General features: G+C 67.5%; 24 protein-coding genes. 15 read left to right on the top strand and 9 right to left on the bottom strand.

All coding sequences use genetic code 11. The annotated features are described in order from the left end of the window. Positions 1–15: 15 nt before the first annotated feature. Together xseA and ACXU4B_RS04945 are read right to left on the bottom strand one after the other, a co-directional pair. Positions 16–1425 (bottom strand): exodeoxyribonuclease VII large subunit, encoded by a 1410-nt coding sequence (gene xseA, locus ACXU4B_RS04950; RefSeq protein WP_131408310.1) that lies wholly within the window; start codon positions 1423–1425, stop codon positions 16–18. A gap of 123 nt (positions 1426–1548) precedes the next feature. After that, the gene (locus ACXU4B_RS04945) at positions 1549–3012 is read right to left on the bottom strand and encodes a phospholipase D-like domain-containing protein (protein WP_131410366.1); all 1464 of its coding nucleotides are present in this window, start codon (positions 3010–3012) and stop codon (positions 1549–1551) included. 119 nt (positions 3013–3131) lie between these two features. On the opposite strand from ACXU4B_RS04945, the gene ACXU4B_RS04940 reads away from it, so the two are divergent. Then, positions 3132–5087 (top strand): acetyl-CoA hydrolase/transferase C-terminal domain-containing protein, encoded by a 1956-nt coding sequence (locus tag ACXU4B_RS04940; RefSeq protein WP_131408308.1) that lies wholly within the window; start codon positions 3132–3134, stop codon positions 5085–5087. A gap of 24 nt (positions 5088–5111) precedes the next feature. Here the strand turns inward: ACXU4B_RS04940 and ACXU4B_RS04935 are convergent, their stop codons facing one another. Then, complete coding sequence (locus ACXU4B_RS04935) at positions 5112–5852, bottom strand: Crp/Fnr family transcriptional regulator (protein ID WP_131408306.1); 741 nt, start codon at positions 5850–5852, stop codon at positions 5112–5114. 198 nt (positions 5853–6050) lie between these two features. Here ACXU4B_RS04935 and ispG point away from each other — a divergent pair, with 198 nt between their 5' ends. From ispG to ACXU4B_RS04915, 4 genes are all read left to right on the top strand, one after another. Further along, complete coding sequence (gene ispG / locus ACXU4B_RS04930; RefSeq protein ID WP_131408304.1) at positions 6051–7307, top strand: flavodoxin-dependent (E)-4-hydroxy-3-methylbut-2-enyl-diphosphate synthase; 1257 nt, start codon at positions 6051–6053, stop codon at positions 7305–7307. Between the two features lie 9 nt (positions 7308–7316). After that, positions 7317–7994 carry a class I SAM-dependent methyltransferase gene (locus tag ACXU4B_RS04925; RefSeq protein WP_131408303.1) on the top strand — a complete coding sequence of 226 codons (678 nt, stop codon included), beginning with the start codon at positions 7317–7319 and terminating at the stop codon, positions 7992–7994. 11 nt (positions 7995–8005) lie between these two features. Next, positions 8006–8299, top strand: a complete 294-nt coding sequence (locus ACXU4B_RS04920; RefSeq protein WP_131408301.1) for a DUF1905 domain-containing protein — start codon at positions 8006–8008, stop codon at positions 8297–8299. Positions 8300–8413: 114 nt separating this feature from the next. Next, the gene (locus ACXU4B_RS04915) at positions 8414–9238 is read left to right on the top strand and encodes an HD-GYP domain-containing protein (protein WP_205746523.1); all 825 of its coding nucleotides are present in this window, start codon (positions 8414–8416) and stop codon (positions 9236–9238) included. 16 nt (positions 9239–9254) lie between these two features. Here the strand turns inward: ACXU4B_RS04915 and ACXU4B_RS04910 are convergent, their stop codons facing one another. Then, on the bottom strand, positions 9255–10235 hold the full coding sequence (locus tag ACXU4B_RS04910) for an alpha/beta fold hydrolase (RefSeq protein ID WP_131408297.1): 981 nt from the start codon (positions 10233–10235) through the stop codon (positions 9255–9257). 131 nt (positions 10236–10366) lie between these two features. On the opposite strand from ACXU4B_RS04910, the gene ACXU4B_RS04905 reads away from it, so the two are divergent. Continuing rightward, complete coding sequence (locus tag ACXU4B_RS04905) at positions 10367–11206, top strand: helix-turn-helix domain-containing protein (RefSeq protein ID WP_131408295.1); 840 nt, start codon at positions 10367–10369, stop codon at positions 11204–11206. Between the two features lie 67 nt (positions 11207–11273). Here the strand turns inward: ACXU4B_RS04905 and aat are convergent, their stop codons facing one another. Next, a complete protein-coding gene (aat, locus tag ACXU4B_RS04900) occupies positions 11274–12008 on the bottom strand; it encodes a leucyl/phenylalanyl-tRNA--protein transferase (protein ID WP_131408293.1) in 735 nt (244 codons plus the stop codon). Between the two features lie 120 nt (positions 12009–12128). Continuing rightward, positions 12129–13460: an MFS transporter gene (locus ACXU4B_RS04895; protein ID WP_131408290.1), complete on the bottom strand. Its 1332-nt coding sequence runs from the start codon at positions 13458–13460 to the stop codon at positions 12129–12131. A gap of 151 nt (positions 13461–13611) precedes the next feature. Between ACXU4B_RS04895 and cyoA the strand changes: the two genes are divergently transcribed. The 5 genes from cyoA to ACXU4B_RS04870 are packed head-to-tail and all read left to right on the top strand — an operon-like array spanning position 13612 to position 18477. Next, positions 13612–14577, top strand: coding sequence for a ubiquinol oxidase subunit II (gene cyoA / locus ACXU4B_RS04890; RefSeq protein WP_131408288.1), 966 nt, complete (start codon positions 13612–13614; stop codon positions 14575–14577). A gap of 38 nt (positions 14578–14615) precedes the next feature. Beyond that, on the top strand, positions 14616–16619 hold the full coding sequence (gene cyoB / locus ACXU4B_RS04885; RefSeq protein ID WP_131408286.1) for a cytochrome o ubiquinol oxidase subunit I: 2004 nt from the start codon (positions 14616–14618) through the stop codon (positions 16617–16619). Beyond that, positions 16612–17250 carry a cytochrome o ubiquinol oxidase subunit III gene (cyoC, locus tag ACXU4B_RS04880; RefSeq protein ID WP_131408284.1) on the top strand — a complete coding sequence of 213 codons (639 nt, stop codon included), beginning with the start codon at positions 16612–16614 and terminating at the stop codon, positions 17248–17250. Before cyoB ends, cyoC begins: the two co-directional genes overlap by 8 nt. Further along, positions 17247–17648 (top strand): cytochrome o ubiquinol oxidase subunit IV, encoded by a 402-nt coding sequence (cyoD, locus tag ACXU4B_RS04875; protein WP_131408282.1) that lies wholly within the window; start codon positions 17247–17249, stop codon positions 17646–17648. Before cyoC ends, cyoD begins: the two co-directional genes overlap by 4 nt. Positions 17649–17682: 34 nt before the next feature. Next, positions 17683–18477 carry an SURF1 family protein gene (locus ACXU4B_RS04870; protein ID WP_131408279.1) on the top strand — a complete coding sequence of 265 codons (795 nt, stop codon included), beginning with the start codon at positions 17683–17685 and terminating at the stop codon, positions 18475–18477. Here the strand turns inward: ACXU4B_RS04870 and ACXU4B_RS04865 are convergent. The 3 genes from ACXU4B_RS04865 to trxB are packed head-to-tail and all read right to left on the bottom strand — an operon-like array spanning position 18474 to position 21270. Continuing rightward, the gene (locus ACXU4B_RS04865) at positions 18474–19607 is read right to left on the bottom strand and encodes a GNAT family N-acetyltransferase (RefSeq protein WP_131408276.1); all 1134 of its coding nucleotides are present in this window, start codon (positions 19605–19607) and stop codon (positions 18474–18476) included. The two genes, ACXU4B_RS04870 and ACXU4B_RS04865, sit on opposite strands and share 4 nt — an antisense overlap. Before the next feature lie 43 nt (positions 19608–19650). After that, entirely contained in the window at positions 19651–20304 is a 654-nt protein-coding gene (locus ACXU4B_RS04860) for a DsbA family protein (RefSeq protein ID WP_131408275.1), read from the bottom strand. Next, positions 20305–21270 (bottom strand): thioredoxin-disulfide reductase, encoded by a 966-nt coding sequence (trxB, locus tag ACXU4B_RS04855; RefSeq protein WP_131408273.1) that lies wholly within the window; start codon positions 21268–21270, stop codon positions 20305–20307. A 462-nt stretch (positions 21271–21732) separates the two neighbouring features. On the opposite strand from trxB, the gene ald reads away from it, so the two are divergent. From ald to ACXU4B_RS04835, 4 genes are all read left to right on the top strand, one after another. Further along, entirely contained in the window at positions 21733–22797 is a 1065-nt protein-coding gene (gene ald, locus ACXU4B_RS04850) for an alanine dehydrogenase (protein ID WP_131408271.1), read from the top strand. Positions 22798–22863: 66 nt separating this feature from the next. Continuing rightward, complete coding sequence (locus ACXU4B_RS04845) at positions 22864–25191, top strand: DNA translocase FtsK (protein ID WP_131408269.1); 2328 nt, start codon at positions 22864–22866, stop codon at positions 25189–25191. Between the two features lie 186 nt (positions 25192–25377). Next, the gene (lolA, locus tag ACXU4B_RS04840; protein WP_131408265.1) at positions 25378–26037 is read left to right on the top strand and encodes an outer membrane lipoprotein chaperone LolA; all 660 of its coding nucleotides are present in this window, start codon (positions 25378–25380) and stop codon (positions 26035–26037) included. 8 nt (positions 26038–26045) lie between these two features. Then, positions 26046–26708 carry a YoaK family protein gene (locus ACXU4B_RS04835; RefSeq protein ID WP_131408263.1) on the top strand — a complete coding sequence of 221 codons (663 nt, stop codon included), beginning with the start codon at positions 26046–26048 and terminating at the stop codon, positions 26706–26708. Positions 26709–26735 lie beyond the last annotated feature (27 nt).

The following is a 26735-nucleotide window of genomic DNA, read 5'->3' as shown; positions in this document are numbered from 1 at the left end:
GGCGCATCGAAGGAACTACTTGCGCGCAGGCTCGTCGCGCTTCGCGGGCGGCTGCACGGCCAGCGGCAGTTCGCCATCGGCGAGGCGTGCGCGCAGCGGCGTGCCGACCGCGACGTCGCGGGCCGAACGCAACACCTTGCCCTCGGCATCGAACAGGATCGCGTAGCCGCGCTCCAGCGTGGCGAGCGGACTGATCGCATGCAGTGCGCGACCGGTTTGCCGCAGCGTCAGGCGCTCGCGCTCCAGGCGCCGCTCGATGGTCTGGCGCAGGCGCGGGGCCAGTGCCTCCAGGCGCCGGCGCAACAGCAACAGGCGCTGGTTCGGGTGCTGTGCTTGCAGGCGTGCGCGCACGCGATCCAGCGTGGCCTGGCGACGCTGCGACTGTTCGCGCTGGACGCCGAGCAGGCGGCGCTGCAGGTACAGCAGGCGTTCGCGGTCGCGCGCCAGGCGGGCTTGCGGTCGCTGCGCCTGCAGTCGGGCCAGCAGGTGGTCGACGCGCTGGATGCGCGATTGCAGGCGACGCTGTTCCAGCGTGGTCAGCCGCTGCTTCAGCTGCTGCAGGTGCCGGTGCAGGGCCAGTGCATCGGGCACCAGCAGTTCGGCGGCGGCCGAGGGCGTGGGCGCGCGCAGGTCGGCCACGAAGTCGGCGATGCTGAAGTCGATCTCATGGCCGACGGCAGACACCACCGGCACGGCGCTGGCGTGGATGGCGCGAGCGACCTGCTCGTCGTTGAACGCCCACAGGTCTTCCAGCGAACCGCCGCCACGCGTCAGCAGCAACACGTCATAGCGGCCGCTGGCGGAAGCCTTGCGCAGCATCTGCACGATGGCAGGTGGCGCCTCGCGTCCCTGCACGGGAACGGGCATCACCTCGATGTCGGCCAGCGGCCAGCGCCGCGACATCACGCTGAGCACATCGCGGATCGCCGCGCCGGTGGCGGAGGTGATCACACCGATGCGCCGCGCATAGCGGGGCAGCGGACGCTTGCGGGCCGCATCGAACAGGCCTTCGGCGTCCAGGCGTGCCTTCAGCTGCTCGAACTCCCGCTGCAGCGCGCCTTCACCGGCCGGCTCCATGTGTTCGGCGACGAGCTGGAATTCGCCGCGCGGCTCGTAAAGGCCCACGCGCGCACGCACCAGTACGTGCATGCCATCGACCGGCTTGAATTTCAGCCAGCCACTCTTGGGGCGGAACATCGCGCAGCGCACCTGGGCGGCGCTGTCCTTCAGGGTGAAATACAAGTGCCCCGACGCGGGGCGGGCGACGTTGGAGAGTTCGCCCTCGATCCAGATCAGCGGCAGCGCATCTTCCAGCAGGTCGCGCACCAGGCGGTTGAGCGAACTGGGCGTGAGGATGTGGCGCGGAGGCGTGCCACCCTGTTCAGGGCCACCGTGATGGGTCGGGTAGTCGTCGGAAGCGTGCATGGAGGGGCGAGACTATCACGACCTTTGGGTCATGAATGCTTGGATTACATCCGCTTGCCCGTGGATGCATAGCCTGATCCTGAGGCAATTGGTCCAAACCATTGACGGCCGTGGACTAACCCGTCAGACGGCCTCGTCCGCCCCGGCCGCGCGCTCGCGGAAGCGGCGACGCAGCCGCCAGGCCCGCGCACCGAAGTTGAGCGCCAGCCACGCGGCCAGGACCCCGAGAGGCCAGCCGATGATCGCCGGCCACAGGATGGCCACCACGGCGAGCACGCCGAGCCCCAGCGAGCCGGCCACCAGCGGTGCGCTCGCGGTGTCGCCCAGCACCCGGCGATCGGTGAGCGCGGCACCCACGCTGTTGGCGATGCGCAAGGCACCCGCGGCGGCACGGCCCGAGCTGCCACCCATCGCTCGCCGCCCGCGCGGTCGCAGCGGCTGGCATTGCAGCTGGTCCGCGCGCCGGCGCCAGCGCCGGGGCGCGAGCACGATTTCGGTGGCGTTGCCCAGGTCGCGCTCGTACTGCTGTGCCAGCCGGGTGGCGAAGGCGACGTCTTCGACGGCCACGTCGATCTCGCGGTTGCCCAGCCAGCTGGCGACGTTGAGGTTGGACGAACCCACGCGCGCCCATTGGCCGTCCGCCACGGCGGTCTTGGCGTGCAGCATCGAACCATTCCACTCGAACACGCGCACGCCGGCGTTGAGCAAGGGGCGATAGCCCGAGCGCGATACGCTGGCCACCACGGGGATGTCGCTGCTTCCTGGAACCAGCAGGCGCACATCCACGCCGTCGCGGGCTGCCGCGGCGAGCGCCTGTACATAGGGTGCGATCCCCACGAAGTAGGCATCGGTCAGCCACAGCGTCCGGCGTGCCATCGCGGCGATGAGCTGGTCGAGGCGATACATGCCTGCCGTCGACGGTTGCGTGGCGATCACCCGCAGCGCCACCGTGCCGGCGGCGGCGTGCGCGCCCGCGCCGGGACCGAACGGCGCCAGCGGCGTCCCGATGCTGGCCCAGCTTTCGGCGAAGGCGTATTCAAGTTCGGCCACCGCCGGCCCGCGCAGGGCTACGCCGGTGTCGCGCCAGGGCGCCATGCCGCGGGCCGGGTCGCCCAGCCACTTCTGGCTGATGCAGACACCCGACAGGAACCCGTGCAGGCCATCGACCACCAGCAGCTTGCGATGGTCGCGGCTGATCCAGCCGAAGGGCTGTCCGAAGCGAGGGGGATTGAAGGCGCGAACCTGGCCGCCCGCCGCGCGCAACGGTGCCCAGAAGCTTGCGCGCGACTGTCCCAGGCAACCCAGCCAGTCGTAGACCACGGCGACGAGCACGCCACGTTGCGCGCACGCGACGAGGGCATCGCGGAATGCGCGTCCAACCTCGTCGTCACGAATGATGTAGTTCTCCAGCAGGACGCGCTGCCGCGCCGCGCGGATCGCACCCAGCCACGCGTCGAAATGCGCGTCGGCGTCGATCAGCAGTTCGACCGCGTTGCCGCCCACCAGTGGCGCCCCGGCGGCGCGACTCAGTGCCTGTTCGGCGAGCAGTCGGATGGGCGCGGGTGCAAGCGGTGGCGTTGTCTCCATGGGGCGAGTGTAGGGCAAGCGGCGGCGCCGTCTTCAAGCCGTATTCACTTCCGGCATGCACTGATACGCCCGGCTTGCCGCCCATGTCGTTCCCATGAACCTTCTGCCATGATCGAGCCATGTCGCCTGAGCAATGCCATACCGACACCGAGGCCTGCGCACACCACATCGCCGAGCGGCTGGGCCCCGACCTGCGCATCGCCGCGCCACTGGGACTCGGCAAGCCGCATGGCCTGCTCAACGCACTGTACCGTCTGACCACCGCCGACACGTCGCGCTCGATCACGCTCTACACCGCGCTTTCGCTCACCCGGCCCCATCCGAAGGGGGGAATGGAGGCGCGCTTCCTGCGCCCCTTCGTCGAACGCCATTTTGGCGAGGGTGCGGTCGATCCGGCCTACGCGGTCGACCAGGCGCGCAACGCGCTGCCGTCGAACGTGGCGGTGCACGAGTTCTACATGCAGTCCGGCGCGCTGCTCGGCTCCTCCAGCGCACAGCGCAACTACATCAGCCAGAACTACACGCATGTCGCGCGCGACCTGGCAGTGCAGGACATCAACCTGCTGGTGCAACTGGTGGCGCGACGGGAGACGGCCGACGGCGTGCGCTACAGCCTGTCGTGCAACCCCGACCTGACGCTCGACTTCATTGACCAGGTCGTCCAGTCCGGCAAGCCCAGGCCGCTGTGCGTGGCGGTGGTGCATCCGGACCTGCCTTACGTGAGCGGTCACGCGGAAGTCACCCGGGACTATTTCGACATCGAGCTTTGCCCGGAGGCCTCGCCGCCGTTGTTTGCCGTGCCGCGGCAGCCGATCGACACCGCCGAATACGCGCTGGGACTGCACGCCAGTGCGCTGGTCAGGGACGGCGGCTGCCTGCAGATCGGCATCGGCGCGCTGTCCGATGCACTGGTCTTTGCGCTGCGCTGGCGGCAGCAGGACAACATGCAATGGCGGCGTGCGCTGGTGGCGCTGGACCCGCGCGGCGGCACCCATGCGCTGGCCGTGCGCCTGGGCGGGCTCGCCCCATTCCGGGCCGGCCTGTACGGAGCCAGCGAAATGGTGATGGACGGCTTCATGCACCTGCAGCGCGCCGGCATCCTGAAGCGCCGTGCGTGGGACAACATGGCGCTGGAGCGGGCCGCGGCGGCCGGCCGGCTCGATCCCGGCACGCCCGGCGGGCATTACCTGCGCGGTGCGTTCTTCCTCGGCTCGCGCGAGCTGTATGCGTGGGTCGCCGCGTTGGAGGCCGAGGATGCCGATGCGCTCGACATGTGCCGCGTCTCCAACGTCAACCAGCTGTACGGCGATCACCAGGCCCTTGCGTCATTGCAACGGCGTGGCGCGCGTTTCTTCAACACCTGCATGATGGCGACGCTGATGGGCTCGGCCGTCTCCGACGGGCTCGACAACGGTGAGGTGGTCAGTGGCGTGGGCGGCCAGTACAACTTCGTGGCGATGGCCCACGAGCTTCCCGATGGCCGTTCCGTGCTGATGCTGCGCGCGACCCGTGCCGGACGCGGCGGCGTGGAGACCAATATCCGCTGGAACTATGGCCACACCACCATTCCGCGCCACCTGCGCGACATCGTGGTGACCGAGTACGGCGTAGCCGAGTTGCGCGGCAAGACCGACAGCGAGTGCATCGAAGCGATGCTGGCGATCAGCGATGCACGCTTCATCGACGCGCTGTGCGCCGAGGCGAAATCGCACGGCAAGCTGGCAGTGGATTTCCAGGTCCCGGAACGCTGGCGCAACAACCTCCCCGAGTGCCTGCGCGACGCGCTGGCGCCGTGGCAAGGCAAGGGGACCTTGCCGGCCTTTCCGTTCGGCAGCGATTTCACCGAGGTGGAGCAACGCCTGATGCCCGCGCTGGGCTGGCTCAGGAGCGCAAGCGGCAGCTGGCGGGGCAAGGCCGGCATCTTGCGCGCCATGTTCCGGCCCGGGCCGGCGGTGGAAGGCGAGCAGGAGGCGCTGGTGCGCATGGGCTTTGCCCGGCCGAAAGGCTTCAGCGAGCGCATGCAGGCGCGCGCGCTGAAGGCGGCACTGCGTCGTGGCGGGGAGACGCGCGGCTAGCCGGGATGGCCGCCGCGCGCCCGCTCAATGCATCAGCAGCGACTGGCCGAGTTCGCGCAGGGCAGGGAGATCCACCACGTGCAGGCCGTGCCGGTCCAGCGTCACCAGGCCGCGCAGGCGGAAACGGCCCAGCAGTCGGCTGACCGTTTCCGTGGTCAGGCGAAGGTGGTTGCCCATGTCGGCACGTGACATCGGCAGCGGCAGATAGTCCGCCGACAGGCCGAGCATGGCGCGGCGATCGCGCATGTCGACCAGGAAGGCGGCGAAACGCTCTTCCGCCAGCGCGTTGCCACCGCTCAGCTGCAGCCGCGAGATGCGCTGGCTGGCCGCGTGCACGAGATGCCAGGGCACTTCCGGTTGCTGGGTCGAGATCCGCCGCACCGCCGCGAGCGGAAAGCGGCAGAACTGCGTCTTGCCCAGGGCGACCACCGCGTTGTCGTGCAGTTCGCGATCGAGCGCATCCAGGCCGATCATTTCGCCGGGCAGGTGAAAGGCCACGACCTGCTCGCGCCCGGCGACGTCCACCGCCACGGTCTTGGCCATGCCCGTCTGCACGGCATAGATCGCCCGGCACGGGGACAGCGGCCGGTACAGGTATTCGCCGGTGCGCAGCGGCCCGATCCGCTCGGCGACATGGCGCAGGCCGGACAGCTCGGGGCGGTCGTAGCCCGAGGCCTGGCACACGGACGTGTGACCGCAGCCGGCGCAGGTGGGCGAGGGCGCCATGCGGGTGTGGCGGGTGGTGTGTTGGTAGATGTCCAGCATGGGGCTGAGGGCCTCCTTCCCTTGAGGATTTGCGTGCCGCCATCATCTCTCCGGCCCGTCGCGGATGGGGCCACTGCGCGGTTTTGCCACACGGACCGGCGGGGCTGCGGGTGGCTCGCTGGGGTGCGCGCGAGCGTTCGGTTATCCTCTAGCGGTTGCCGCGCCCACCTGCGGCCCTGATGTCCGGCCGATCGATACATGAGCGATAACTCCTCTTCCCCGCGTGCTGCCCTGCCTGCCCAGCGCCGTCCCAGCGTCGGCGTGAAAATCGGAAAAATCCTGGTCGGCGGCGGTGCACCCATCGTCGTGCAGTCGATGACCAATACCGACACCGAGGATCCGGCCAGCACCGCCAGGCAGATCGCCGAGCTGGCCCGCGCCGGTTCCGAGCTGGTGCGCATCACGGTGAACACGCCGGCAGCGGCGGCGGCCGTGCCGCGCATCCGTGACAAGCTGGAGATGATGGGCGTGGACGTGCCGATCATCGGCGACTTCCACTACAACGGCCACCAGCTGCTGGAAGCCGAGCCGGCCTGTGCCGAGGCGCTGGCCAAGTACCGCATCAACCCGGGCAATGTCGGCTTCGGCAAGAAGAAGGACAGCCAGTTCGCCTCGATCATCGAAATGGCGCTGCGTTACGGCAAGCCCGTGCGCATCGGCGCCAACTGGGGCTCGCTCGACCAGAGCATGGTCGCCACGCTGATGGACGAAAACCACCGGCGCGCCGAACCGTGGGACGCGTCGCACGTGGCGCGCGAGGCGCTGATCCGCTCGGCGCTTGATTCCGCGCAGCGCGCCGAGGAGATCGGCCTGCCGCGCGATCGCATCATCCTGTCGTGCAAGGTGTCCGGCGTGCAGGAGCTGATCGCCGTCTACCGCGACATTGCCCACCGCTGCGACTACGCGCTGCACCTGGGCCTCACCGAAGCGGGCATGGGTTCCAAGGGCATCACCGCATCGGCCGCGGCACTGGCCGTGCTGCTGCAGGAAGGCATCGGCGACACCATTCGCATCTCGCTCACGCCGGAGCCCGGCGCGTCGCGCACGGGCGAGGTGATCGTGGCGCAGGAGCTGCTGCAGACCATGGGCCTGCGCGCGTTCACGCCGCTGGTCACGGCCTGCCCGGGCTGCGGTCGCACCACCAGCGAGTTCTTCCAGGAGCTGGCGCGCACGGTGCAGACGCACGTGCGCGAGCAGATGCCGCTGTGGCGGGTGAAGTACGACGGCGTGGAAAACCTCACGCTGGCCGTGATGGGCTGCGTGGTCAACGGACCGGGCGAATCCAAGCACGCCAACATCGGCATCTCCCTGCCGGGCAACGGCGAGGCGCCCTCGGCACCGGTCTTCATCGATGGCGAAAAGGCCATGACCTTGCGCGGCGACAATATTGCCGGCGAGTTCATCGGCATCCTCGACAACTACGTCGCCACCAAGTACGTCAGCCGCGCGGGCTGAGGCCGGGCCATGGCCGGCGCGTCGAGCGAAGGACGGATCCTCGACGCCTGGCAGGCCAATGCGGCGGCGTGGCGCCACGCCGTTCGCGACCAGCGCATCGAGAGCCGCCGGCTCGCCACCGACCGCGCCATCGTGCAAGCCGTGCTGGTCCGCGCGCCGCGCAAGGTCATCGACCTGGGCTGCGGCGAAGGCTGGCTGGCCCGGGCCCTGGCGGCCCATGGCATCGAGGTCCTCGGCGTGGACGCCGTGGCGGAGCTGGTCGATGCCGCCCAAGCGGGCGGGGGCGGCCAGTTCCGGCTGATGTCCTACGCCGACATCGCCGCCGGCCGGCTGGCCGCGCGCGCCGACGTGGTGGTCGCCAATTTCTCGCTGCTGGGCCAGTCGTCGGTGGATGGCCTGCTGGCGGCCGTTCCGGACTTGCTCGAACCCGGCGGCGTGTTGCTGGTGCAGACCCTGCACCCCCTGCTGGCGGCCCCGGACGAGCCTTACCGCGACGGCTGGCGCGACGGCTCCTGGGCCGGTTGCGGCGAAGGGTTCGGGGAGCCCGCCCCGTGGTATTTCCGCACCCTGGGCGGCTGGCTGGAGGCGTTCCGCCAGGCCGGTCTGACCCTGCTGCGCATCGACGAGCCCCTGCACCCTCACACGGGACGGCCCGCGTCCGTTATCTTCATGGCAGGGGAACGCTAGGGGAGCAGGGGATGAACAGGCATCGCGCCGTGGCGTTTCGTGCCACCGTGCAGAGCGGTCCGAAACAATGGGCCGTGGCATTGCCGTTTGATCCGGTCAGCCAATGGTCCACGCCGGCGCGTCCCTTGTGGAAGTGCGGCCACGGCCATCGCGTGCGCGGCAGCCTCAATGGCCAGACCTTCCAGGGCGCGGTGATCGAGCGTGCAGGTGCGTTCTGGTTGCTGCTCGAGGAGTCGCTGGCGGCCGCTGCCGGCGTCGACGTGGGCCAGCTGGTCGATGTGTTGATCGAACCCGAGGATGCCTGACCGCGCCGCGATACGCCGGGCGCCGACATCGACGGCAGCGGTTGGCGCGCTATGCTCGCGGCGTTGCCCGGGACACGATCGGCACAGGCGCCGCGCAACCGACAAGGAGGGTCAGTGACGGTCAAGCCGCAAATCCGCATCGTGCTCATCTACGTGGCGCTCGCATGGCTGTGGATCTTCTTTTCCGATCGCCTGCTGTTCGCGTTGGTGCATGACGAACACACGCTGAGCGCGCTCAACAGCGTCAAGGGCGCGCTGTACGTGCTGTGCACCGGTCTGGTCCTGTACTGGCTGATCGGTCGCGACATGCGCCACATGGACCGCCTCAACCACATGCTGCTCAACGGCAACGAGCAGTCGCTGCGCGCGCTGGTGGCGGCGATGGATCTGCGCCACAAGGAGACCCGCGACCATTCCGAGCGCGTCATGCGCATGACCGTGGCGCTGGCGCGCAAGGCCGGCCTGGATGGCGACGCCCTGCGCTACGTGCGCTTCGGCGCGCTGTTGCACGACATCGGCAAGCTGGCGTTGCCCGACGCGATCCTGGTCAAGCCCGGGCCGCTGGATGCCGAGGAAACGGCGCTGATGCGCACGCACCCGCAACTGGGCCGGGACCTGCTGATGCGCACGGCCTTCCTGCGCGCGGCCATCGACATTCCCTACGCGCACCACGAGCGCTGGGACGGCACCGGTTACCCGCGAGGCCTGCGCAGCGAGGAAATTCCGCTCGCAGCGCGCATCTTCAGCGTGGTCGACGTATGGGACGCGCTGAGCTTTCCGCGCGTGTACAAGGCGGCGTGGCCCGAGCACGAAGTGATCGACTACCTGCGCAATGCCGCCGGGACCCAGCTCGACCCCCGCATGGTGACGCTGTTCCTGAAACACTACGAGGAACTGAAGGCGATCGGCCTGGACGACGTGCGGGTGGCCGCCGCCTAGCTGCCCGGCGCCGGCATCAGGACGTGGCCCACAGGTGTCGCGCCTCCTCGGCGATCAGGTCAGGGTATTCCTCCGGAAAGAACAGCTTCGCGCCGGGAATGCGCCGCACGCCGCGCGGGTTGGCCAGCGTGCGTTGCAGGTAGTCGGGGCTCGCCTGGCTGAAGATGTCATCGGCCGTGCCCCACAGGATGCGCGTCGGCACGGTGCATCGCCGCAGCGCGGCTTCGATGCCGGCCAGCGGATTGGGCGCGAGGCCGAGCGCATAGGCATGCACCAGCGGCTTCTGTCCGTCGGCACACAGTGGGGCAAGGTAGTAGTCGATCGCTTCGTCGCTCGGATGCTCAGGGTACTGGTAGCACATGCCGCCGATGCCTTGCGCTGACCGCGCCAGCGCCTTGTCGGCCAGCCACGGCGCCAGCCAGCGATCGACGAATTCGCCCCGGCGCGACATCTCGATGACCGGCAGCAGGGCCGCGGGTGGGCTGTCGTTCTCGACGTCGCAGTTGGTCAGCAACAGCGTACGCACGCGCTGCGGGTAACGGGTGACGAACAACTGGGCGATGGCGCCGCCGCTGTCGTTGGCGACCACATCCACCGCATCGATGCCCAGGGCATCGAGCAGGGCCGCCAGCATGGCTGCCTGCGCCGCCGGCGCCACGCTTTGGCCCGCTGCAACGCGGGTGTAGCCAAGTCCCATCCAGTCGGGCGCGATGCAGCGCCGCTGCAGCGAGAGGCGTTCGATGGCGCCGCGCCACTGGAAACTGTTGAGCGGGAATCCGTGCAGGAACAGTGCCGCAGGACCGCTGCCGTGGTCCAGGTAGGCGATGTCACCGCAGGGCAGGCGGGCGTAACGGCGGCGTCGGCGATAGGCCGCCGCGTCGAGCTTTGTCGTGCCCGCGCTGGTCATCGCGGCCGCATCGACCCCGCGTGCGGCGGCCAGCAGGGTGCCGGCAGCGAAGGTGGCGCCCATGGTGCGAAGAAAGTCCCGGCGATGCATGTCGATCTCCATCCGGTCGAGGTGCCGCCATCTTTGGCGTCGACCTGCGGCCGATCAATAACGTGCAAGGTCATGGCGACTTGACCTCGGAGGTCATGGCCGCTGCGCTGCGCCCGCGTCTAAGATGCGCCATGGCTTCCCGCAATCCGCTCTCGCCCATGCCGTCCATCGCCTCGCCGCGCGTCGGTGCACTGCTGCGCGAATGGCGCGCCGTGCGTCGGCTCAGCCAGCTCGAGCTGGCCCTGGCCGCCGATGTCTCGACACGCCACCTGAGCTGCGTGGAAACCGGCAAGTCGCAGCCCAGCCACGACATGGTGGTGCGCCTTGCCGATACGCTGGACATGCCGTTGCGCGAGCGCAATGCGCTGCTGCTGGCCGCCGGGTATGCGCCGAGCTATCCCGAGACCGGGCTGGCGACGCCGGCGCTGGCGCAGGTGCGGCGTGCCACCGAGTTCATCATCGCCCAGCAGGAGCCGTATCCGGCCTTCGTGCTCAACCGCCACTGGGACATCCAGATGGCCAACGCGGCGGCCATGCGCGTCACCGGCTTCCTGCTGGGTGGCGGCAGCGGTCATCGCAACATGATCCGCCACTTCTTCGATCCGCAGGGCCTGCGCGCCGCCGTGGTGAACTGGGAAGAGGTAGCGGGCGATCTGGTGCGCCACCTGCATAACGAGGTGGCCGGGGCGCCATCGGACGAAACGGCGCGCGCACTGCTGGACGAGGCGCTGGCCTATCCGGGCGTGCCGGCACGATGGCGCACGCGCGAGCCCGGCAGCGCGCCATCACCGTTGCTCACTACGGTGTTCCGCCGCGGCGACGTCGAGCTGCGCTTTTTTTCCACTTTCACGACCTTTGGTACGCCACGCGACGTGACCGTGGACGAACTGCGCATCGAGTGCTGCTTTCCCGACGATGAAGCCACGGCGGCATTCTGTCGCCAGCTGGCGCAGGATGCCGCCGCCCACTGAGGCCCGGCCTTGCCCAGTCCGGCTAGGGCGACAACATCCTCGACGCGTACCCGGCAGCCAGGGCGCGTCAGTCGGCGGCTGCGTGAAACGGCAGTTGCACCAGCGGCGTGAATTCGGCCCAGCTGCCCGGCTGCCCGGGCAGGTGGGACAGCTGCGCCACCATGCGCAGGAACTGGGTGCGCGGGTATTCCACCGCGCCCAGTTGCAGCAGGTGGGCGTTGGTCACCTGCGCATCGATCAGCGGAAAGTCCCAGCCGCGCAGCAATTGCCCGAGCGCCATCAGCGCCGTGCGTGAGCCGCCGCTTTCGCGGCTGAACATCGATTCGCCGCAAAACAGCCGGCCAATCGCAATGCCGTAGATGCCGCCGACCAGCTGTTCGCCCTCCCATACCTCGACGCTGTGCGCATGCCCGAGCGCATGCAGGCGTACGTAGGCGTCGATCATCGCCGGCACGATCCAGGTGCCGAGCTGGCCCGGCCGCGGTGCGGCGCAGGCTTCCACCACCTCGCGGAAGGCGTGGTCGATGGTGATGCGCCAGTCCACGCGGGCCAGGCGGCGGCGCAGGCTACGGTTGGGATGGAGCGTGTGGGTGTGGAACGCGCAGCGCGGGTCGGGCGACCACCACAGCAGCGGCTCGTCTTCGTTGAACCACGGGAAGATGCCCTGCGAATATGCCGCCAGCAGCCGCCGCGGCGTGAGGTCGCCGCCAAACGCCAGCAGGCCGTTCGGCTCGTTCAGGGCCTTGCGCGGGTCGGGGAAGTGCTCCGGTTTGGCCGCATCGAGCAGTGGCAGGCGGATCATTGTCGGGGCGGATTCATCGTTGCGGGCCGGTAGGTGGATGCTAACCGCTGCGGGCCGTGGCTTGCATGCTCCGCTCGCTTCAATGCGCAATGCTGTGACGATGTTCCCCCGTGTCTCCGTTCAGTCGCGTGCCGCCAGCGCGCGGTTCACCCGCAGCGCGATCAGCGTGCACAGCACGCCGGACAGCAGGTAGCCGCTGACCGCCGCCAGTCCGAAGCGGGAGGACAGGCCCAGCGCCACCAGTGGCGCAAACGCCGCGCCGATCAGCCAGGCGAAGTCGGTGGTGAGCGCCGCGCCGGTATAGCGGAAGCGCGGTTCGAAATTCGAAGTGACGCTGCCCGCGGCCTGGCCATAGGACAGGCCGAGCAGGGCGAATCCCACGAGAATGAAGGCGTCCTGTGCGGCCTGGTTGCCGTCCAGAAGCCATGGCGTGACCAGCGCGAAGACGCCGATCAGCGCCGCCAGCGATCCCAGTGTGGTGCGGCGACCGATGCGGTCGGCGATGTAACCCGACGCGACGATGCCAAGAATGCACACCACGCCGCCTGCAATCTGCACCGTGAGCACGGCGTTGATCGATTGCGTCGAACTGAGCACGATCCACGACAGCGGAAAGATCGATACCAGGTGGAACAGCGCATAGCTTGCCAGCGCGGCGAAGGCGCCAAGGAAAATGTTGTAGCCCTGTGCGCGCAGGATATCGATCATGCCGATCGGCTCCAGGTCGCGCTCTTCCATCAGGCGCGTGTATTCCTCGGTCACCACCAGGCGCAGTCGCGCAAACAGCGCCACTACGTTGATGGCGAAGGCCACGAAGAACGGATAGCGCCAGCCCCAGTCGATGAAGTCCTCTTCGGACAGATTGCTGTGCAGGTAGAGGAACAGGGCGCTGGCGACCAGGAAGCCGATCGGTGCGCTCAACTGGCCGAGCATGGCGTACCAGCCGCGGCGCTGCGGCGGGGTGTTGAGCGCCAGCAGGGAAGGCAGTCCGTCCCATGAGCCGCCCAGGGCGATGCCTTGCAGGATGCGAAACAGCACCAGCAGCCCAATGGCCCAGGGGCCGATGATCTTGTAGCCGGGCAGGAAGGCGATGCCGGCGGTGGCGCTGCCGAGCAGGAACAGGGCGATGGTGAGCTTGGTGCCGCGGCTCCAGCGCCGCTGGAACGACATGAACAGCGCGGTGCCCAGCGGGCGCGCGATGAACGCCAGTGAAAAGACCGTGAAGGCGTAGAGCATGCCGTCCAGCCGGCTGGCGAACGGGAACAGCACCGAGGGAAACACCAGCACGCAGGCGATGCCGAACACGAAGAAGTCGAAATGCTCGGAGGTACGGCCAATGACGACGCCGATGGCGATCTCGCCCGGCGCCACCTTGGCGTGGGTCTGCAGCCTTCCGATGTCGGCCGCGGAGGTGCCCAGGGGCGGGCGAGGTTGGTCCGGAATGCTTGACATCGTCGTTACTCACGAAGGGCGAGGATGTGCGGGCCGTTGCATGGTACCGCCACGCCTCGCGCGTTATGGGAAAAATTTAGTGGTTCCTGTATCGCGCCGATCGGCGTACCGTTTTCCACCACTCTTGGCTGGTCGCGTCGTCGGTATGTCTATGAAGGCTTTCCGCGGACTGCTGGTACCCCTGTTTGTGCTGCTGTCGGGCTGCAGCACCGTGCTCATGGCGCCCTCCGGCGACCTTGCGCAGCAGCAGCGCAACCTGATCATCGATTCGACCCTGCTCATGCTGATCATCATCGTCCCGGTGATCGTGCTGACGCTGCTGTTTGCCTGGCATTACCGCGCCTCGAACAAGCAGGCCACCTACGACCCGGACTGGGATCATTCGACCATGCTCGAGCTGCTGATCTGGTCGGCGCCGCTGCTGATCATCATTGCACTCGGCGCCTTGACCTGGGTCAGCACGCACAAGCTCGATCCGTATCGCTCGCTCGATCGCCTTGCGGCCGGGCGTCCCATGCCTGCCGACGCAAAACCCCTGACGGTGGACGTGGTCGCGCTCGACTGGAAGTGGTTGTTCATATACCCCGAGCAAGGCATTGCGACCGTGAACGAGCTGGCCGCGCCGGTGGACCGGCCGATACGCTTCAAGATCACCGCCACCACGGTGATGAATTCATTCTTCATCCCGGCGCTGGCCGGGCAGATCTATGCCATGCCCGGCATGGAGACCACGCTGCATGCGGTGATCGGCCAGCCGGGGGAGTACCAGGGCTTTTCGGCCAATTACAGCGGCGACGGTTTCTCGGGCATGCACTTCGTCTTCCACGGCATGAGCGACGACGGCTTCGCCCAATGGGTGCAAAAGGCGAAAGGCGAAGGCGCTGCGCTGAGCCGTGAAACCTATGTGAAGCTGGCGAAGCCCAGCCAGAACGACCCGGTGCGTTACTACGCCAGCGTGGAGCCCGGGCTCTATCGAGCCATCCTCACCCGCTGCCTGGATCCTGACAGTCCGTCGTGCATGACTCGCATGAAGGCGCCGGCGGGCAATGCCGAAGCGATGCGCGAGCGCCAGGCAGCGGAGGGCACGCAGACGATGCCCATGGCCCATCCCGATTGATTCGCCTGACTGACCACTCACACCGGGCGGTATTCACGATGCCTGACCATCTTTCCCTGACCAAGCTGATCTTCGGACGCCTCACGCTGGAGGAGCTGCCCCTGCACCTGCCGATCGTGCTCGGCACCTTCGTGGTGGTGATGATCGGCGCGCTCGCCCTGGTCGGCGCCATCACCTATTACCGCCTGTGGGGTTACCTCTGGCGCGAATGGTTCACCAGCATCGACCACAAGAAGATCGGCATCATGTACATGATCCTGGGCTTCGTGATGCTGCTGCGCGGCTTTTCCGACGCCATCATGATGCGCGCCCAGCAGGCCATCGCATTCGGGCCGTCGGTGGGCTACCTGCCGCCGGAGCATTACGACCAGATCTTCACCGCGCACGGCGTGATCATGATCTTCTTCGTCGCCATGCCGATGGTGACCGGGTTGATGAATTTCGTGATGCCGCTGCAGATCGGCGCGCGCGACGTGGCGTTTCCGTTCCTCAACAACTTCAGCTTCTGGATGACGGTGGCCGGCGCCGTGCTGGTGATGGCGTCGCTGTTCGTCGGCGAATTCGCGCGCACCGGCTGGCTGGCTTACCCGCCGCTTTCCGATATCGTCTCCAGCCCGGATGCCGGGGTGGACTACTACATCTGGTCCCTGCAGATCGCCGGCGTGGGGACCTTGCTGTCCGGCATCAACCTGCTGGTCACCATCGTCAAGATGCGCGCCCCGGGCATGACGCTGATGAAGATGCCGATCTTCACCTGGACGGCGCTGTGCACCAACGTGCTGATCGTCGCGGCGTTCCCGGTGCTGACCGCGGTGCTCGCCTTGCTGGCAATGGATCGCTATGTCGGCACCAACTTCTTCACCACCCAGCTTGGCGGCAACGCCATGATGTACGTGAACCTGATCTGGATCTGGGGGCATCCCGAGGTCTACATCCTGGTGCTACCGGCCTTTGGCATCTTCTCCGAGGTCACCTCGACCTTCAGCCGCAAGCCGCTGTTCGGTTACGCATCGATGGTGTACGCCACGGTGGTGATCACGGTGCTGTCCTACCTGGTCTGGCTGCACCACTTCTTCACCATGGGTTCGGGTGCCAGCGTCAATTCGTTCTTCGGCATCACCACCATGATCATCTCGATCCCCACCGGCGCGAAGATCTTCAACTGGCTGTTCACCATGTATCGCGGCCGGGTCGAGTTCGAAGTGCCGATGATGTGGACCGTGGCCTTCATGGTGACCTTCGTCATCGGCGGCATGACGGGCGTGCTGCTGGCGGTGCCGCCGGCCGACTTCTCGCTGCACAACAGCCTGTTCCTGGTCGCGCATTTCCACAACGTGATCATCGGTGGCGTGCTGTTCGGGCTGTTCGCGGGCATCAACTACTGGTTCCCCAAGGCATTCGGCTTCAAGCTCGATGCGTTCTGGGGCAAGTGTTCGTTCTGGTTCTGGCTGGTGGGCTTCTGGGTCGCGTTCACGCCGCTGTACATGCTCGGCCTGATGGGAGTGACGCGGCGACTGAGCCACTTTGATGACCCTTCACTGCAGGTGTGGTTCGTCATCGCGGCCGTCGGCGCGTTCCTGATCCTGCTCGGCATCCTGTGCACGATCATCCAGTTCGCCGTGAGCTTCATGCGGCGGGAACAGTTGCGCGACGTCACCGGCGATCCATGGGGCGGGCGCACGCTGGAATGGTCCACCTCGTCGCCGCCGCCGGCATACAACTTTGCGTTCACGCCGCGGGTGCACGCCAACGAGGCGTGGTGGCAGATGAAGCACGCGGGCTACCAGCGCCCGCTGAGCGGCTTCCTGCCGATCCACATGCCATCCAATACGGGCGCCGGCATCATCATGGCCGGCCTGAGTTTCCTGTTCGGCTTCGCCATGATCTGGTACATGTGGCCACTGGCTGCGATTTCGTTCTTCCTGCTGCTGGCGGTGGCCATCGGCCACACCTTCAACTACCACCGCGACTACTACATACCGGCCGCCGACGTGGCGCGCGTCGAGGCAACCCGATCGGAGCTGCTGGGCACCCATGTCTGACACATCCATCACCATGACGGACGGCCGTGGCGCGCCGGAAGTACCGAGCTTCCACGTCGCCGAGGAAACGCATCCGGAGAACGGCACTCTGCTGGGCTTCTGGATCTACCTGATGAGCGACTGCCTCGTCTTCGCCTGCCTGTTCGCCGCGTATGGCGTGCTCGGCCGCGAGTACACCGGCGGGCCGACCGGGGCGCAGGTGCTGGAACTGCCCACCGTGGCGGTCAACACGACCCTGCTGCTGCTCTCGTCGATCACCTATGGCTTCGCCGTGCTGGAGATGCAGCGCGATCGCCAGACCCCGATGATGGCGTGGCTGACCATTACCGGCCTGCTGGGCGCCGGCTTCATCACGCTCGAACTGACCGAGTTCGCGCACCTGATCTCGATCGGTGCCGGCCCGCAGCGCAGCGCGTTCCTGTCGTCGTTCTTCACCCTGGTCGGCACCCACGGGCTGCACGTGAGTTGCGGCATCATCTGGCTCATCGTGCTGATGGTGCAGGTGGGCAAGAAAGGGCTGATCACGGCCAACAAGCGGCGCCTGATGTGCCTGTCCATGTTCTGGCACTTCCTGGACGTGGTCTGGGTCGGCGTCTTCAGCTTCGTCTATCTGATGGGAGTGTTGCCATGAGCGCCCATGGCGATGTGCAGCACGGGCACGACGACCATCACGATGGCCATGGCCACGACGACCTCGGTATCCACGCCACCCTGAAGGGCTACCTCACCGGCTTCGTGCTGGCGTCGGTCCTCACCATCATTCCGTTCTGGCTGGTGATGACCGGTGGCTTGGAGAAATCGAGCACCACCGCCGTGGTGGTGCTGGGCCTGGCCGCGGTGCAGATCATCGTGCACATGATCTATTTCCTGCACATGAACACCAAGTCCGAAGGCGGCTGGAACATGCTGGCCCTGGTGTTTACCATCGTGCTGGTGGTCATCACCCTGAGTGGCTCGATCTGGATCATGTATCACCTCAACGACAACATGATGCCTGGCGTGATGCCGGATACGTCCAGCGTGCCGTGACGCAGCGGGTGATGCGGTCCAGCAGGGAGCAACCATGTCGCCGGTGAACGCGGAGGAGGGCGAGCGCGCCCCTCGCGGCATGCTGGCGCTGACCCTGCTGGCGATCCTCGGCATGCTGCTGTTCGCCGGCTTCGTCGCGCTGGGGACATGGCAGGTGAAGCGACTGGCGTGGAAGCGCGACCTGATCGCGCGGGTCGACCAGCGGGTCCACGCGCCGCCGGTCGATGCGCCCGCCCGCAGCCGCTGGAGCGAAGTGACGCCGCAGGCCGACGAGTACCTGCACGTGCGCCTGCGCGGCAGCTTCCTGCACGAGCAGCAGACCTTGGTGTGGGCGGCGACCGACCGCGGCAGCGGCTATTGGGTGGTGACGCCGTTGCAGCAGGCGGACGGCAGCGTCGTGCTGGTCAATCGTGGTTTTGCGCCGGTGGACTGGTGTGGCGCCCACGGGACCTGCGCACCGGGAGCCAGTGGCGAGACGGCGCTCACCGGGCTGGTGCGCATGAGCGAGCCGGCGGGACTGTTTCGCCACAACGAGCCGGCCCGCAACAGCTGGTACACCCGCGACGTGGCGGCGATCGCCAGCGCGCGCGGTCTGGACGGGGTGGCGCCCTATTTCGTGGACGCGGACGCGTCGCCGCCGGCAGGCAGCGAGGCGCAGCCGGCGTGGCCAGAGGGTGGCAAGACGGTGATCGTGTTTGCGAACAATCACCTCACCTACCTGGTGACCTGGTATCTGCTCGCGCTGATGGTGGCGGCAGCGGCCGTCTACGTTGCGCGGGACGAATACCGGCTGCGTCGCCGCCGGCGGAGCGGGGCCGGCGGAAGCTAGCGCCTGGCGTAAGGGCTGTGCGCCTGCAGGTCCAGCGTGTAGTCGTGGACGGCCTCGGCCTCATGCGCCAGCGCCGTGCGCACCGCAGCGCGGAAGCCTTCGTCCACCAGGAAGTGCCGCGAATGCGTGCGCACCGGCAGGAAGCCGCGTGCCAGCTTGTGCTCGCCCTGCGCGCCCGGTTCGAAGCGGCGCAGGCCATGGGCGATCGCATGCTCGATGCCGCGGTAGTAGCACAGCTCGAAATGCAGGCCGGGTATATCGGCCTGCGCGCCCCAGTAGCGCCCGTACAGCGCGTGATCGCCCTGCAGGAACAGCGCCATGGCGATGATCTCGCCGTGGTCGCGCGCCGGCGCCAGTTGCACCGTGTCACCCAGGGTCTCGCCCAGCGTGCTGAAGAAGGCACGCGTCAGGGCGGCGTGGTTGCCCTTGGCGTCAAAGGTGGATTCGTACAGCGCGTGCACGCGACGCCATTCGGCCGCTGAAAGCGTACTGCCGCCGCGCATCTCGATGTTCAGGCCGGCACGCGCCACATGGGCGCGCTCCTGGCGGATGTTTTTGCGCTTCTTGTGGTTCAGCGCGGCCAGGAACGCATCGAAATCGGCATAGCCGTGGTTGTGCCAGTGGAACTGCACGTCCGACCTGGCCAGCCACTGCGCGTCGAACGCGGGCAGTTCGTCCTCGCGCAGGAAATTGGCGTGCACGGAAGACAGTTGCATGCGCTCGGCGAAGCCGCGCATGGCCGCCACCAGCGCCTGCCGGCGTGCCGCTGCGCCGGACCCGATGCCCGCGAGCAGGCGCGGCCCCGGCACCGGGGAATAGGGCACCGCGTTGAGCAGCTTGGGGTAGTAGTTCCCGCCGGCACGCTCCCACGCGCTGGCCCAGCTCCAGTCGAAGACGAACTCGCCGTGCGAATTGCCCTTCAGATACAGCGGTGCGGCCGCGACCAGCTGGCCATCGTCGTACAGGCCCAGGTGATGGGCCCGCCAGCCCCAGTCTGCGCGGATGCAGCCGGTGCGCTCGAGTGCCGCGAGCCACGCATGCGACACGAAGGGATTGTCGTCCGGCCGCAGCGCATCCCACGCGGCTGCGGGCAGCTCGTCGATGTGGGCGTGGAAGCGGATCTCGGTCATGGCGGGGTGTGCGCGGCGGCTGGCGAATCGGGCCGCCGGTCGTTCAGTGCACCGCTGGCAGCAGCGCCGCAACGCGGTTGACGAAGGCCGCCGGGCGGCCGTAGTCGTAGTGATGCGGCAGGATCTGGCGCTTGCCGTGGATTTCCAGCGCCATGGTGGGGAAACCCTGTCCGCCTACTTCGCGCAGCAGGCGGCGACTGGCCTGCAGATGTTCGATCGTGGCGGTGCCCTGGAGCTGGGCGAAGCTGCGCTCGAACGCATCGCCGTCGACGCCGGCTTCGACCGCCAGCTCGGTGAGCACCGAGGGCTCGACCACGCGCAGGCCGCGCTGGTAATGCGCGTTCTGGATGGCCACCAGGAGCGGATAGGCCTTGCCGGCGTCCAGTGCGTCGGCGGCCAGCAGTGCGGCGGTCGGCGGCAGCGAAAACAGCACCGTGCCCTGTTCGGCCAGCAGGCCTTCCAGGTAAGGCTTGCCGAACGGCTGCCCGCTCAGCGAGCCGATGCGCTCGTCCGCATGCACGATGTGTGCGGCCAGTTCGGGGTCGAGCGTGCGCGCTTCGTCGAACAGGCCACCGCCATGGAGCCGGATGGATACGCGGTCGCCGAGCGTGTCGGCGACCGCGCTCACCAGCGGCTGGGCGGCATAGCACCAGCCGCACAGCGGATCATGGATGTAGTGCAGGGTGGCAACAGCCATTCAGGACGCCGGGCCCTGCTGGTCGAGCCAGCGCTCGGCATCCAGCGCGGCCATGCAGCCGAAACCGGCCGAGGTGACGGCCTGGCGATAGACATGGTCGGCCACGTCGCCGGCGGCGAACACGCCCGGCACCGAGGTCATGGTGGCCATGCCCTGCAGGCCCGTGCGGATCTTGATGTAGCCATCGTGCATGTCCAGCTGGCCGTCGAAGATGCCGGTGTTGGGCGTGTGGCCGATGGCGACGAAGAAGCCGGTGGCTTCGATGTCACGGGTCTCGCCCGTGTTGATGTCCTTCACGCGCACGCCGGTGACGCCGGACTGGTCGCCCAGCACTTCGTCGACGGTGTGGTTCCACACCAGGTCGATCTTGCCGGCCGCGGCCTTCTCGAACAGCTTGTCCTGCATGATCTTCTCGGCGCGCAGCTTGTCGCGGCGGTGCACCAGGGTGACCTTGCTGGCGATGTTGGACAGGTACAGCGCTTCCTCGACGGCGGTGTTGCCTCCGCCGATCACCACCACCTGCTGCTCGCGGAAGAAGAAGCCGTCGCAGGTCGCGCAGGCGGACACGCCCTTGCCCTTGAAGTGCTGCTCGCTGGCGATGCCCAGGTACTTGGCGGTGGCGCCGGTGGCGACGATCAGCGCGTCACAGGTGTACTCGCCGGAATCGCCCTTGAGGCGGAACGGGCGCTGCTTGAGATCCACCGTGTGGATATGGTCGAACACCATTTCGGTATGGAAGCGCTCGGCATGTTCGGCCATGCGCTGCATCAGCGCCGGCCCCTGCAGTCCCTCGACGTCGCCGGGCCAGTTGTCCACGTCCGTGGTCGTCATCAGCTGGCCGCCCTGTTGCAGGCCGGTGATCATGGTCGGCTTCAGGTTGGCGCGCGCGGCGTAGACGGCGGCGGTGTAGCCGGCGGGGCCGCTGCCCAGGATCAGCAGTCGGCTGTGCTTGGTGACTGTGTTCATGCGTTCCTTCTGTTCCGCTTCAGAGGCGGTGGTGTTCGTGGATGTGTGTTGGCGAGGTCCGGCGAGTCGTGCCGCTGGCGGCGACCATGCCCGGGCGAATGGATCGATGGTAGGCGTTTTTCCACGGGGGCGGCGGGCTGGTCATCCGCCGGTCCGGCGTATCCCATTGACTTTACTGGCCATGTGGCAAGTGGTCTGCTTGCGCACCGTAGTGGAATTGTGAAATCCGCCTCCGCGTCATGGTTATAATCGTTCGGGTTTGCTGGCGACTTGTATCGTCATTCGCTCCAGCCCTCGCAGCGGTTTCCCTGAGACCGCGCCGCAGGACCGGAACGAGGCGTCCGAACCCGCAAGGATGGGGAAGACGCAGTGCCGATTCAAGGCTGCCGGACCTTGAGGTTTTGTCGCTCCGTCCCGCGGCGCGGCGTTCTTGCCACTTTGCTCCCACAGGATCTACTCCCCATGCGTATCGGTATCCCTTCCGAAACCAAGACCCTTGAAGGTCGTGTCGCCCTCATTCCCGCCGCTGCCGCCGACCTGGTGCGCCGTGGCCACGAGGTGTTCATCCAGGCCGGTGCCGGCGAGAAGAGCGGCTTCTCCGACGAGGCGTACGCCAAGGTCGGCGTGAAGCTGGTGCCGGACGCCGCCGCGCTGTACGAGGCTGGCGAGCTGATCGTCAAGGTGAAGGAGCCGATCGCCGGCGACCTGGCCCTGCTCAAGAAGCACCACCTGCTGTTCTGCTACCTGCACCTGGCCGCCGAGCCGGCGCTGACCAGGAGCCTGCTCGACATCGGCCTGACCGGCGTGGCGTTCGAGTCGGTGGAAGAGAACGGCGGCCTGCCGCTGCTGCTGCCGATGTCGGTCATCGCCGGCCGCATCGCCACCCAGATCGGCACCACGCTGCTGCATCGCCCGCAGGGCGGCAAGGGCAAGCTGCTGGGCGGCATGGCCTCCACCCCGCGCGGCAAGGTCGTGGTGCTGGGCGCCGGCGCTGCCGGTGGCAACGCTGCCGCGCTGGCCGCCGCTGCCGGCGCCAACGTGGTGGTGTTCGACAAGCGCCAAGACCGCCTGGCCGAAATGATGGCCATGGGCCCGAACGTCACCGCGCTGTATGCCTATGAGTCGTCGGTGGCCGAGGAAGTCGCCAACGCCGACATCGTGGTCGGCGCCGTGCTGATCCCCAGCGCCAAGGCGCCGCGCGTGGTCACCGAAGACATGGTCAAGACCATGGAGAAGGGCAGCGTGCTGGTGGACATCTCGATCGACCAGGGCGGCTGCTTCGAGACTTCGCGTCCGACCACCTGGAAGGAACCGACCTACGACGTGCACGGCGTAACCCACTTCTGCGTCACGAATATGCCGGGTGCCGTGCCGCAGACCTCGTCGGTTGCCATTTCCGCCGCTATCCTGCCGTACGTGCAGCGTCTGGCCGGCGGCAATGAATGGCGCCAGTTCGAGCCGCTGCGCGGGGGCATCAACGTCGATGGTGGCGAGCTGGTCCATCCGGCGCTCAAGGGTATGCTCTAAGCATCCCGCCAAACCGTCATCCCGGCCGGTGCCGGGATGACGAACAACGCAGACCTGAGGAAAAGGATGGCGCGTAGCGCGAACGTCAAGAAGGAAAAGGAGCGCGAGGGCCTCAGCGAAGAGCTGAAGCGCCGTCTGCGCGAGGCCGGCGCCCTGCTGTTGCTGCCGCTGGCCCTCTACCTGTTGGTCTGCCTGTTCAGCTACAACGACCAGGACCCGAGCTGGGGCCATGTCGGCACCGCCGAGCACGCCAGGAATTTTGGCGGCTCGGTCGGCGCGAACATCGCCAATGTGCTGCGCTACATCTTCGGGCTGGTGTCCTATTGCTTCCCGCTGCTGCTGCTGTTGCTGGGCGTGCAGGTGCTGCGCAACCACGGCGAGCAGGACGTGCAGCCCTGGGAACCCTCCCTGCGGCTGATCGGCTCGGTGTTCTTTTTCATCACCGCGCCGGCCCTGCTGTATCTCAATTTCCACGACGAACCCGTGCTGCCCCAGGGCGTGGGCGGCATCATCGGCATGTGGGTCGGCCGCGGGCTGCTCGGTGCGCTGGGCGACAAGGGTGCGCCGCTGTTGCTGCTGGCGACCTTCCTGGTCGCGGTGACGCTGGCGACCGGCCTGTCCTGGTTCCGCCTGATGGACTGGACCGGGCAGGGCGTGCTCCGTTTCGCCGGCTGGTTCGGCGGCAAGCTGCGCGAGGCGCCGGAAGTGATGGCCGCGCGCCAGGCCCGCGCCGAGCGCGACGTGGTCAAGAAAACCGAGGCCGTCAAGCAGGCCAGGCGCGAACCGGTGCGCATCGAAGTGGCGCCGGCGCCGGTGGTCAAGAGCGAGCGCGCCAAGCTGGAAACGCAGATCCCGCTGTTCACCGGTGCCTCCGCGCCGGGCGAGCTGCCGCCGCTGTCGCTGCTCGATGAAGCGCCGGAGCAGGGGCCGGGTTACTCCGAGGAAACGCTCGAGGTGCTCTCGCGCCAGGTGGAGCTCAAGCTCAAGGATTTCCGCATCGAGGCCAAGGTGGTCGGCGTCTATCCCGGTCCGGTGATCACCCGCTTCGAGCTGGAGCCCGCCGCCGGCGTGCGTGGCTCGCAGGTGTCGAGCCTGGACAAGGACATTGCACGTGGCCTGTCCGTGGTCAGCGTGCGCGTGGTCGACGTGATTCCGGGCAAGAACGTGATCGGCCTGGAAATTCCCAATACCCGCAAGCAGATCGTGTACCTGTCCGAGATCCTGCGTTCGGACAAGTACGATCAGATGAAGTCGCCGCTGGCACTGGCGCTGGGCAAGGACATCGCCGGTCGCCCGGTGGTGGCCGACCTCGCCAAGATGCCGCACCTGCTGGTGGCCGGTACCACCGGCTCGGGCAAGTCGGTCGCGGTGAACGCCATGGTGCTCAGCCTGCTGTACAAGGCCAGCGCCAAGGACGTGCGCATGATCATGATCGACCCGAAGATGCTGGAGCTGTCGGTCTACGAAGGCATCCCGCACCTGCTCGCGCCGGTCGTGACGGACATGAAGGAAGCCGCCAACGCGCTGCGCTGGTGCGTGGCCGAGATGGAGCGCCGCTACAAGCTCATGGCGGCGGTCGGCGTGCGCAACCTGGCAGGCTTCAACAAGAAGGTGAAGGACGCCGAGAATGCCGGCCAGCCGCTGCTGGACCCGTTGTTCCGCCCCAACCCGGAGATGCCGAACCTGGCGGCCGAGCCGCTGGAGCCGCTGCCGTACATCGTGATCATCATCGACGAGTTCGCCGACATGATGATGATCGTCGGCAAGAAGGTTGAAGAACTGATCGCGCGCCTGGCGCAGAAGGCGCGTGCCGCCGGCGTGCACCTGGTGCTGGCCACGCAGCGCCCGTCGGTGGACGTGATCACCGGCCTGATCAAGGCCAACATCCCCACCCGCATCGCGTTCCAGGTGTCGAGCAAGATCGACTCGCGCACCATCCTGGACCAGAGCGGCGCCGAGGCGCTGCTCGGCCATGGCGACATGCTGTACCTGCCGCCGGGCACGGCCACGCCCGAGCGCGTGCACGGCGCTTTCGTGGACGACCACGAGGTGCACGGCGTGGTGAACTGGCTGCGGGCGCAGGGCTCGCCGCAATACATCGAAGGCGTGCTGGAAGAAGTCCAGGCCACCAGTGACGGCAAGTTCATCAACGACTCCGGCCTGCCGCAGGATGGCGAGGAAGGCGGCGACGCCGAGGCGCAGCTGTACGACAAGGCCGTGCGCATCGTCACCGAGACGCGGCGTGCTTCCATCTCCGGCGTGCAGCGCCACCTGCGCATCGGCTACAACCGGGCGGCCCGCCTGATCGAGCAGATGGAGCAGGACGGCGTGGTCAGCGCCCCGCAGCACAACGGCAACCGCGAAGTGCTGGCGCCGCCACCGCCCAAGAACTGATCGCCAGCCTGTTTTTGCCCGTCATCCCCGCGCAGGCGGGGATCCAGCGACTTTGAGGCCGCGCCTGGCGCGGAAAGCACTGGATTCCTGCTTTTGCAGGAATGAGGATAGAAAGGGTTGCGGCTGTATCACCATTAAGCCGCTGCATTCCACAATTCGCGTATCCGCCTCACGTTCAAGGCACCCATGAAACGCTTTCTTCTCGTCGCCAGCGCCGCCATCGCCATCTCGCTGGGTGGTCTCGCCCATGCCGCCGGCCCGGCGCGCACGAAACTCGATGCCTTCGCCACCGGCATGCATTCGCTGACCGGCAAGTTCGCCCAGACCATGAAGGATGCCAACGGCCATCCGGGCAAGCCCAGTTCCGGCACGCTCGCGCTGGAAGCGCCGCGCCAGTTCCGCTGGGAGACGCTGGCGCCTTCGCGGCAGACCATCGTGGCCGATGGCAGCCGCGTGTGGCTGTACGACCCCGACCTGGAGCAGGTCACCGTGCGCGTGCAGAGCGCCGAGGAGTCGCACAGCCCGCTGACCGTGCTCACCGACGTCAAGCAGATGGACAAGGACTTCAACGTGGTCGAGCAGGGCGAGCATGACGGCCTGAGCTGGCTGCGCCTGACCTCCAAGGCCAAGGACCCGCAGTTTGACTACGCCGACCTGGGCTTCGACGCCAATGGCCTGGCCCGCATGATGTTCCGGGATCAGCTGGGCGCGACCACCGACATCCGCTTCTCGGGCTGGCAGCGCAACGTGCCGATTCCGCCGGACACCTTCAATTTCACGCCGCCGCCGGGCGCCGACGTGATCGGCGATGCACCGGTGATCACCACGCAGCCGATCAAGAACTAAGCGTCGTCGTGCTGCGTCAGCTGCCACGCTGGGCCTGGGTCGGCGGCGGCTTGCTGGCGCTGATCGCCGGCTGCATCAATGCCGTCGGCTATCTGTGCTTTCGGCATCAGCCGATCACGCATCTCACCGGCACCAGCACTGAACTGGGGCTGGCGCTGGCAAGCCTCGACGGTGGCGAGATCCTCCACTGGGCGCTCGCCATCGCTTCTTTCCTGGCCGGCGCGGTGCTCAGCGGCTTCATCGTGCAGCAGAGCACGCTGCGCCTCGGCCGGCGCTATGGCGTCGTGCTGATGCTCGAATCCCTGTTTCTGTTCACCGCGACTCCGTTGATCCATGCCGGCAGCGACCGGGGCCTGTACCTGGCGTCGATGGCCTGCGGCCTGCAGAACGCCATGGTCAGCACATACAGCGGTGCCTCGTTTCGCACGACGCATCTCTCGGGCATCTTCACCGACCTGGGCATCTACCTGGGCCAGCGTCTGCGTGGGCTGCCGGTGGATATGTTGCGCATCCACGTCTGCCTGCTGGTGGCGGGCAACTTCATTGTCGGCGCAACGTTGGGTGCCCTGGGCTTCATGGCGTGGCAAGAGCGGGTGCTGCTGGTGCCGGCCGTGCTCACCGGTCTGGTCGGACTGGCCTATGCCATCTACCGGCACCGCCATCAGGACTGAGCGTCAGCGGATCTTCGGCGCACGACG

It is taken from the genome of Dyella soli (assembly GCF_054482295.1).
This window is presented reverse-complemented; position numbering and strand designations above follow the sequence as displayed.

What these genes read in the sequence shown, in the direction of transcription:
- xseA (WP_131408310.1), bottom strand. Translation starts at nt 1,425, where the DNA reads ATGCACGCTTCCGACGACTACCCGACCCATCACGGTGGCCCTGAACAG.
- ACXU4B_RS04945 (WP_131410366.1), bottom strand. Translation starts at nt 3,012, where the DNA reads ATGGAGACAACGCCACCGCTTGCACCCGCGCCCATCCGACTGCTCGCC.
- ACXU4B_RS04940 (WP_131408308.1), top strand. Translation starts at nt 3,132, where the DNA reads ATGTCGCCTGAGCAATGCCATACCGACACCGAGGCCTGCGCACACCAC.
- ACXU4B_RS04935 (WP_131408306.1), bottom strand. Translation starts at nt 5,852, where the DNA reads ATGCTGGACATCTACCAACACACCACCCGCCACACCCGCATGGCGCCC.
- ispG (WP_131408304.1), top strand. Translation starts at nt 6,051, where the DNA reads ATGAGCGATAACTCCTCTTCCCCGCGTGCTGCCCTGCCTGCCCAGCGC.
- ACXU4B_RS04925 (WP_131408303.1), top strand. Translation starts at nt 7,317, where the DNA reads ATGGCCGGCGCGTCGAGCGAAGGACGGATCCTCGACGCCTGGCAGGCC.
- ACXU4B_RS04920 (WP_131408301.1), top strand. Translation starts at nt 8,006, where the DNA reads ATGAACAGGCATCGCGCCGTGGCGTTTCGTGCCACCGTGCAGAGCGGT.
- ACXU4B_RS04910 (WP_131408297.1), bottom strand. Translation starts at nt 10,235, where the DNA reads ATGCATCGCCGGGACTTTCTTCGCACCATGGGCGCCACCTTCGCTGCC.
- ACXU4B_RS04905 (WP_131408295.1), top strand. Translation starts at nt 10,367, where the DNA reads ATGGCTTCCCGCAATCCGCTCTCGCCCATGCCGTCCATCGCCTCGCCG.
- aat (WP_131408293.1), bottom strand. Translation starts at nt 12,008, where the DNA reads ATGATCCGCCTGCCACTGCTCGATGCGGCCAAACCGGAGCACTTCCCC.
- ACXU4B_RS04895 (WP_131408290.1), bottom strand. Translation starts at nt 13,460, where the DNA reads ATGTCAAGCATTCCGGACCAACCTCGCCCGCCCCTGGGCACCTCCGCG.
- cyoA (WP_131408288.1), top strand. Translation starts at nt 13,612, where the DNA reads ATGAAGGCTTTCCGCGGACTGCTGGTACCCCTGTTTGTGCTGCTGTCG.
- cyoB (WP_131408286.1), top strand. Translation starts at nt 14,616, where the DNA reads ATGCCTGACCATCTTTCCCTGACCAAGCTGATCTTCGGACGCCTCACG.
- cyoC (WP_131408284.1), top strand. Translation starts at nt 16,612, where the DNA reads ATGTCTGACACATCCATCACCATGACGGACGGCCGTGGCGCGCCGGAA.
- cyoD (WP_131408282.1), top strand. Translation starts at nt 17,247, where the DNA reads ATGAGCGCCCATGGCGATGTGCAGCACGGGCACGACGACCATCACGAT.
- ACXU4B_RS04870 (WP_131408279.1), top strand. Translation starts at nt 17,683, where the DNA reads ATGTCGCCGGTGAACGCGGAGGAGGGCGAGCGCGCCCCTCGCGGCATG.
- ACXU4B_RS04865 (WP_131408276.1), bottom strand. Translation starts at nt 19,607, where the DNA reads ATGACCGAGATCCGCTTCCACGCCCACATCGACGAGCTGCCCGCAGCC.
- ACXU4B_RS04860 (WP_131408275.1), bottom strand. Translation starts at nt 20,304, where the DNA reads ATGGCTGTTGCCACCCTGCACTACATCCATGATCCGCTGTGCGGCTGG.
- trxB (WP_131408273.1), bottom strand. Translation starts at nt 21,270, where the DNA reads ATGAACACAGTCACCAAGCACAGCCGACTGCTGATCCTGGGCAGCGGC.
- ald (WP_131408271.1), top strand. Translation starts at nt 21,733, where the DNA reads ATGCGTATCGGTATCCCTTCCGAAACCAAGACCCTTGAAGGTCGTGTC.
- ACXU4B_RS04845 (WP_131408269.1), top strand. Translation starts at nt 22,864, where the DNA reads ATGGCGCGTAGCGCGAACGTCAAGAAGGAAAAGGAGCGCGAGGGCCTC.
- lolA (WP_131408265.1), top strand. Translation starts at nt 25,378, where the DNA reads ATGAAACGCTTTCTTCTCGTCGCCAGCGCCGCCATCGCCATCTCGCTG.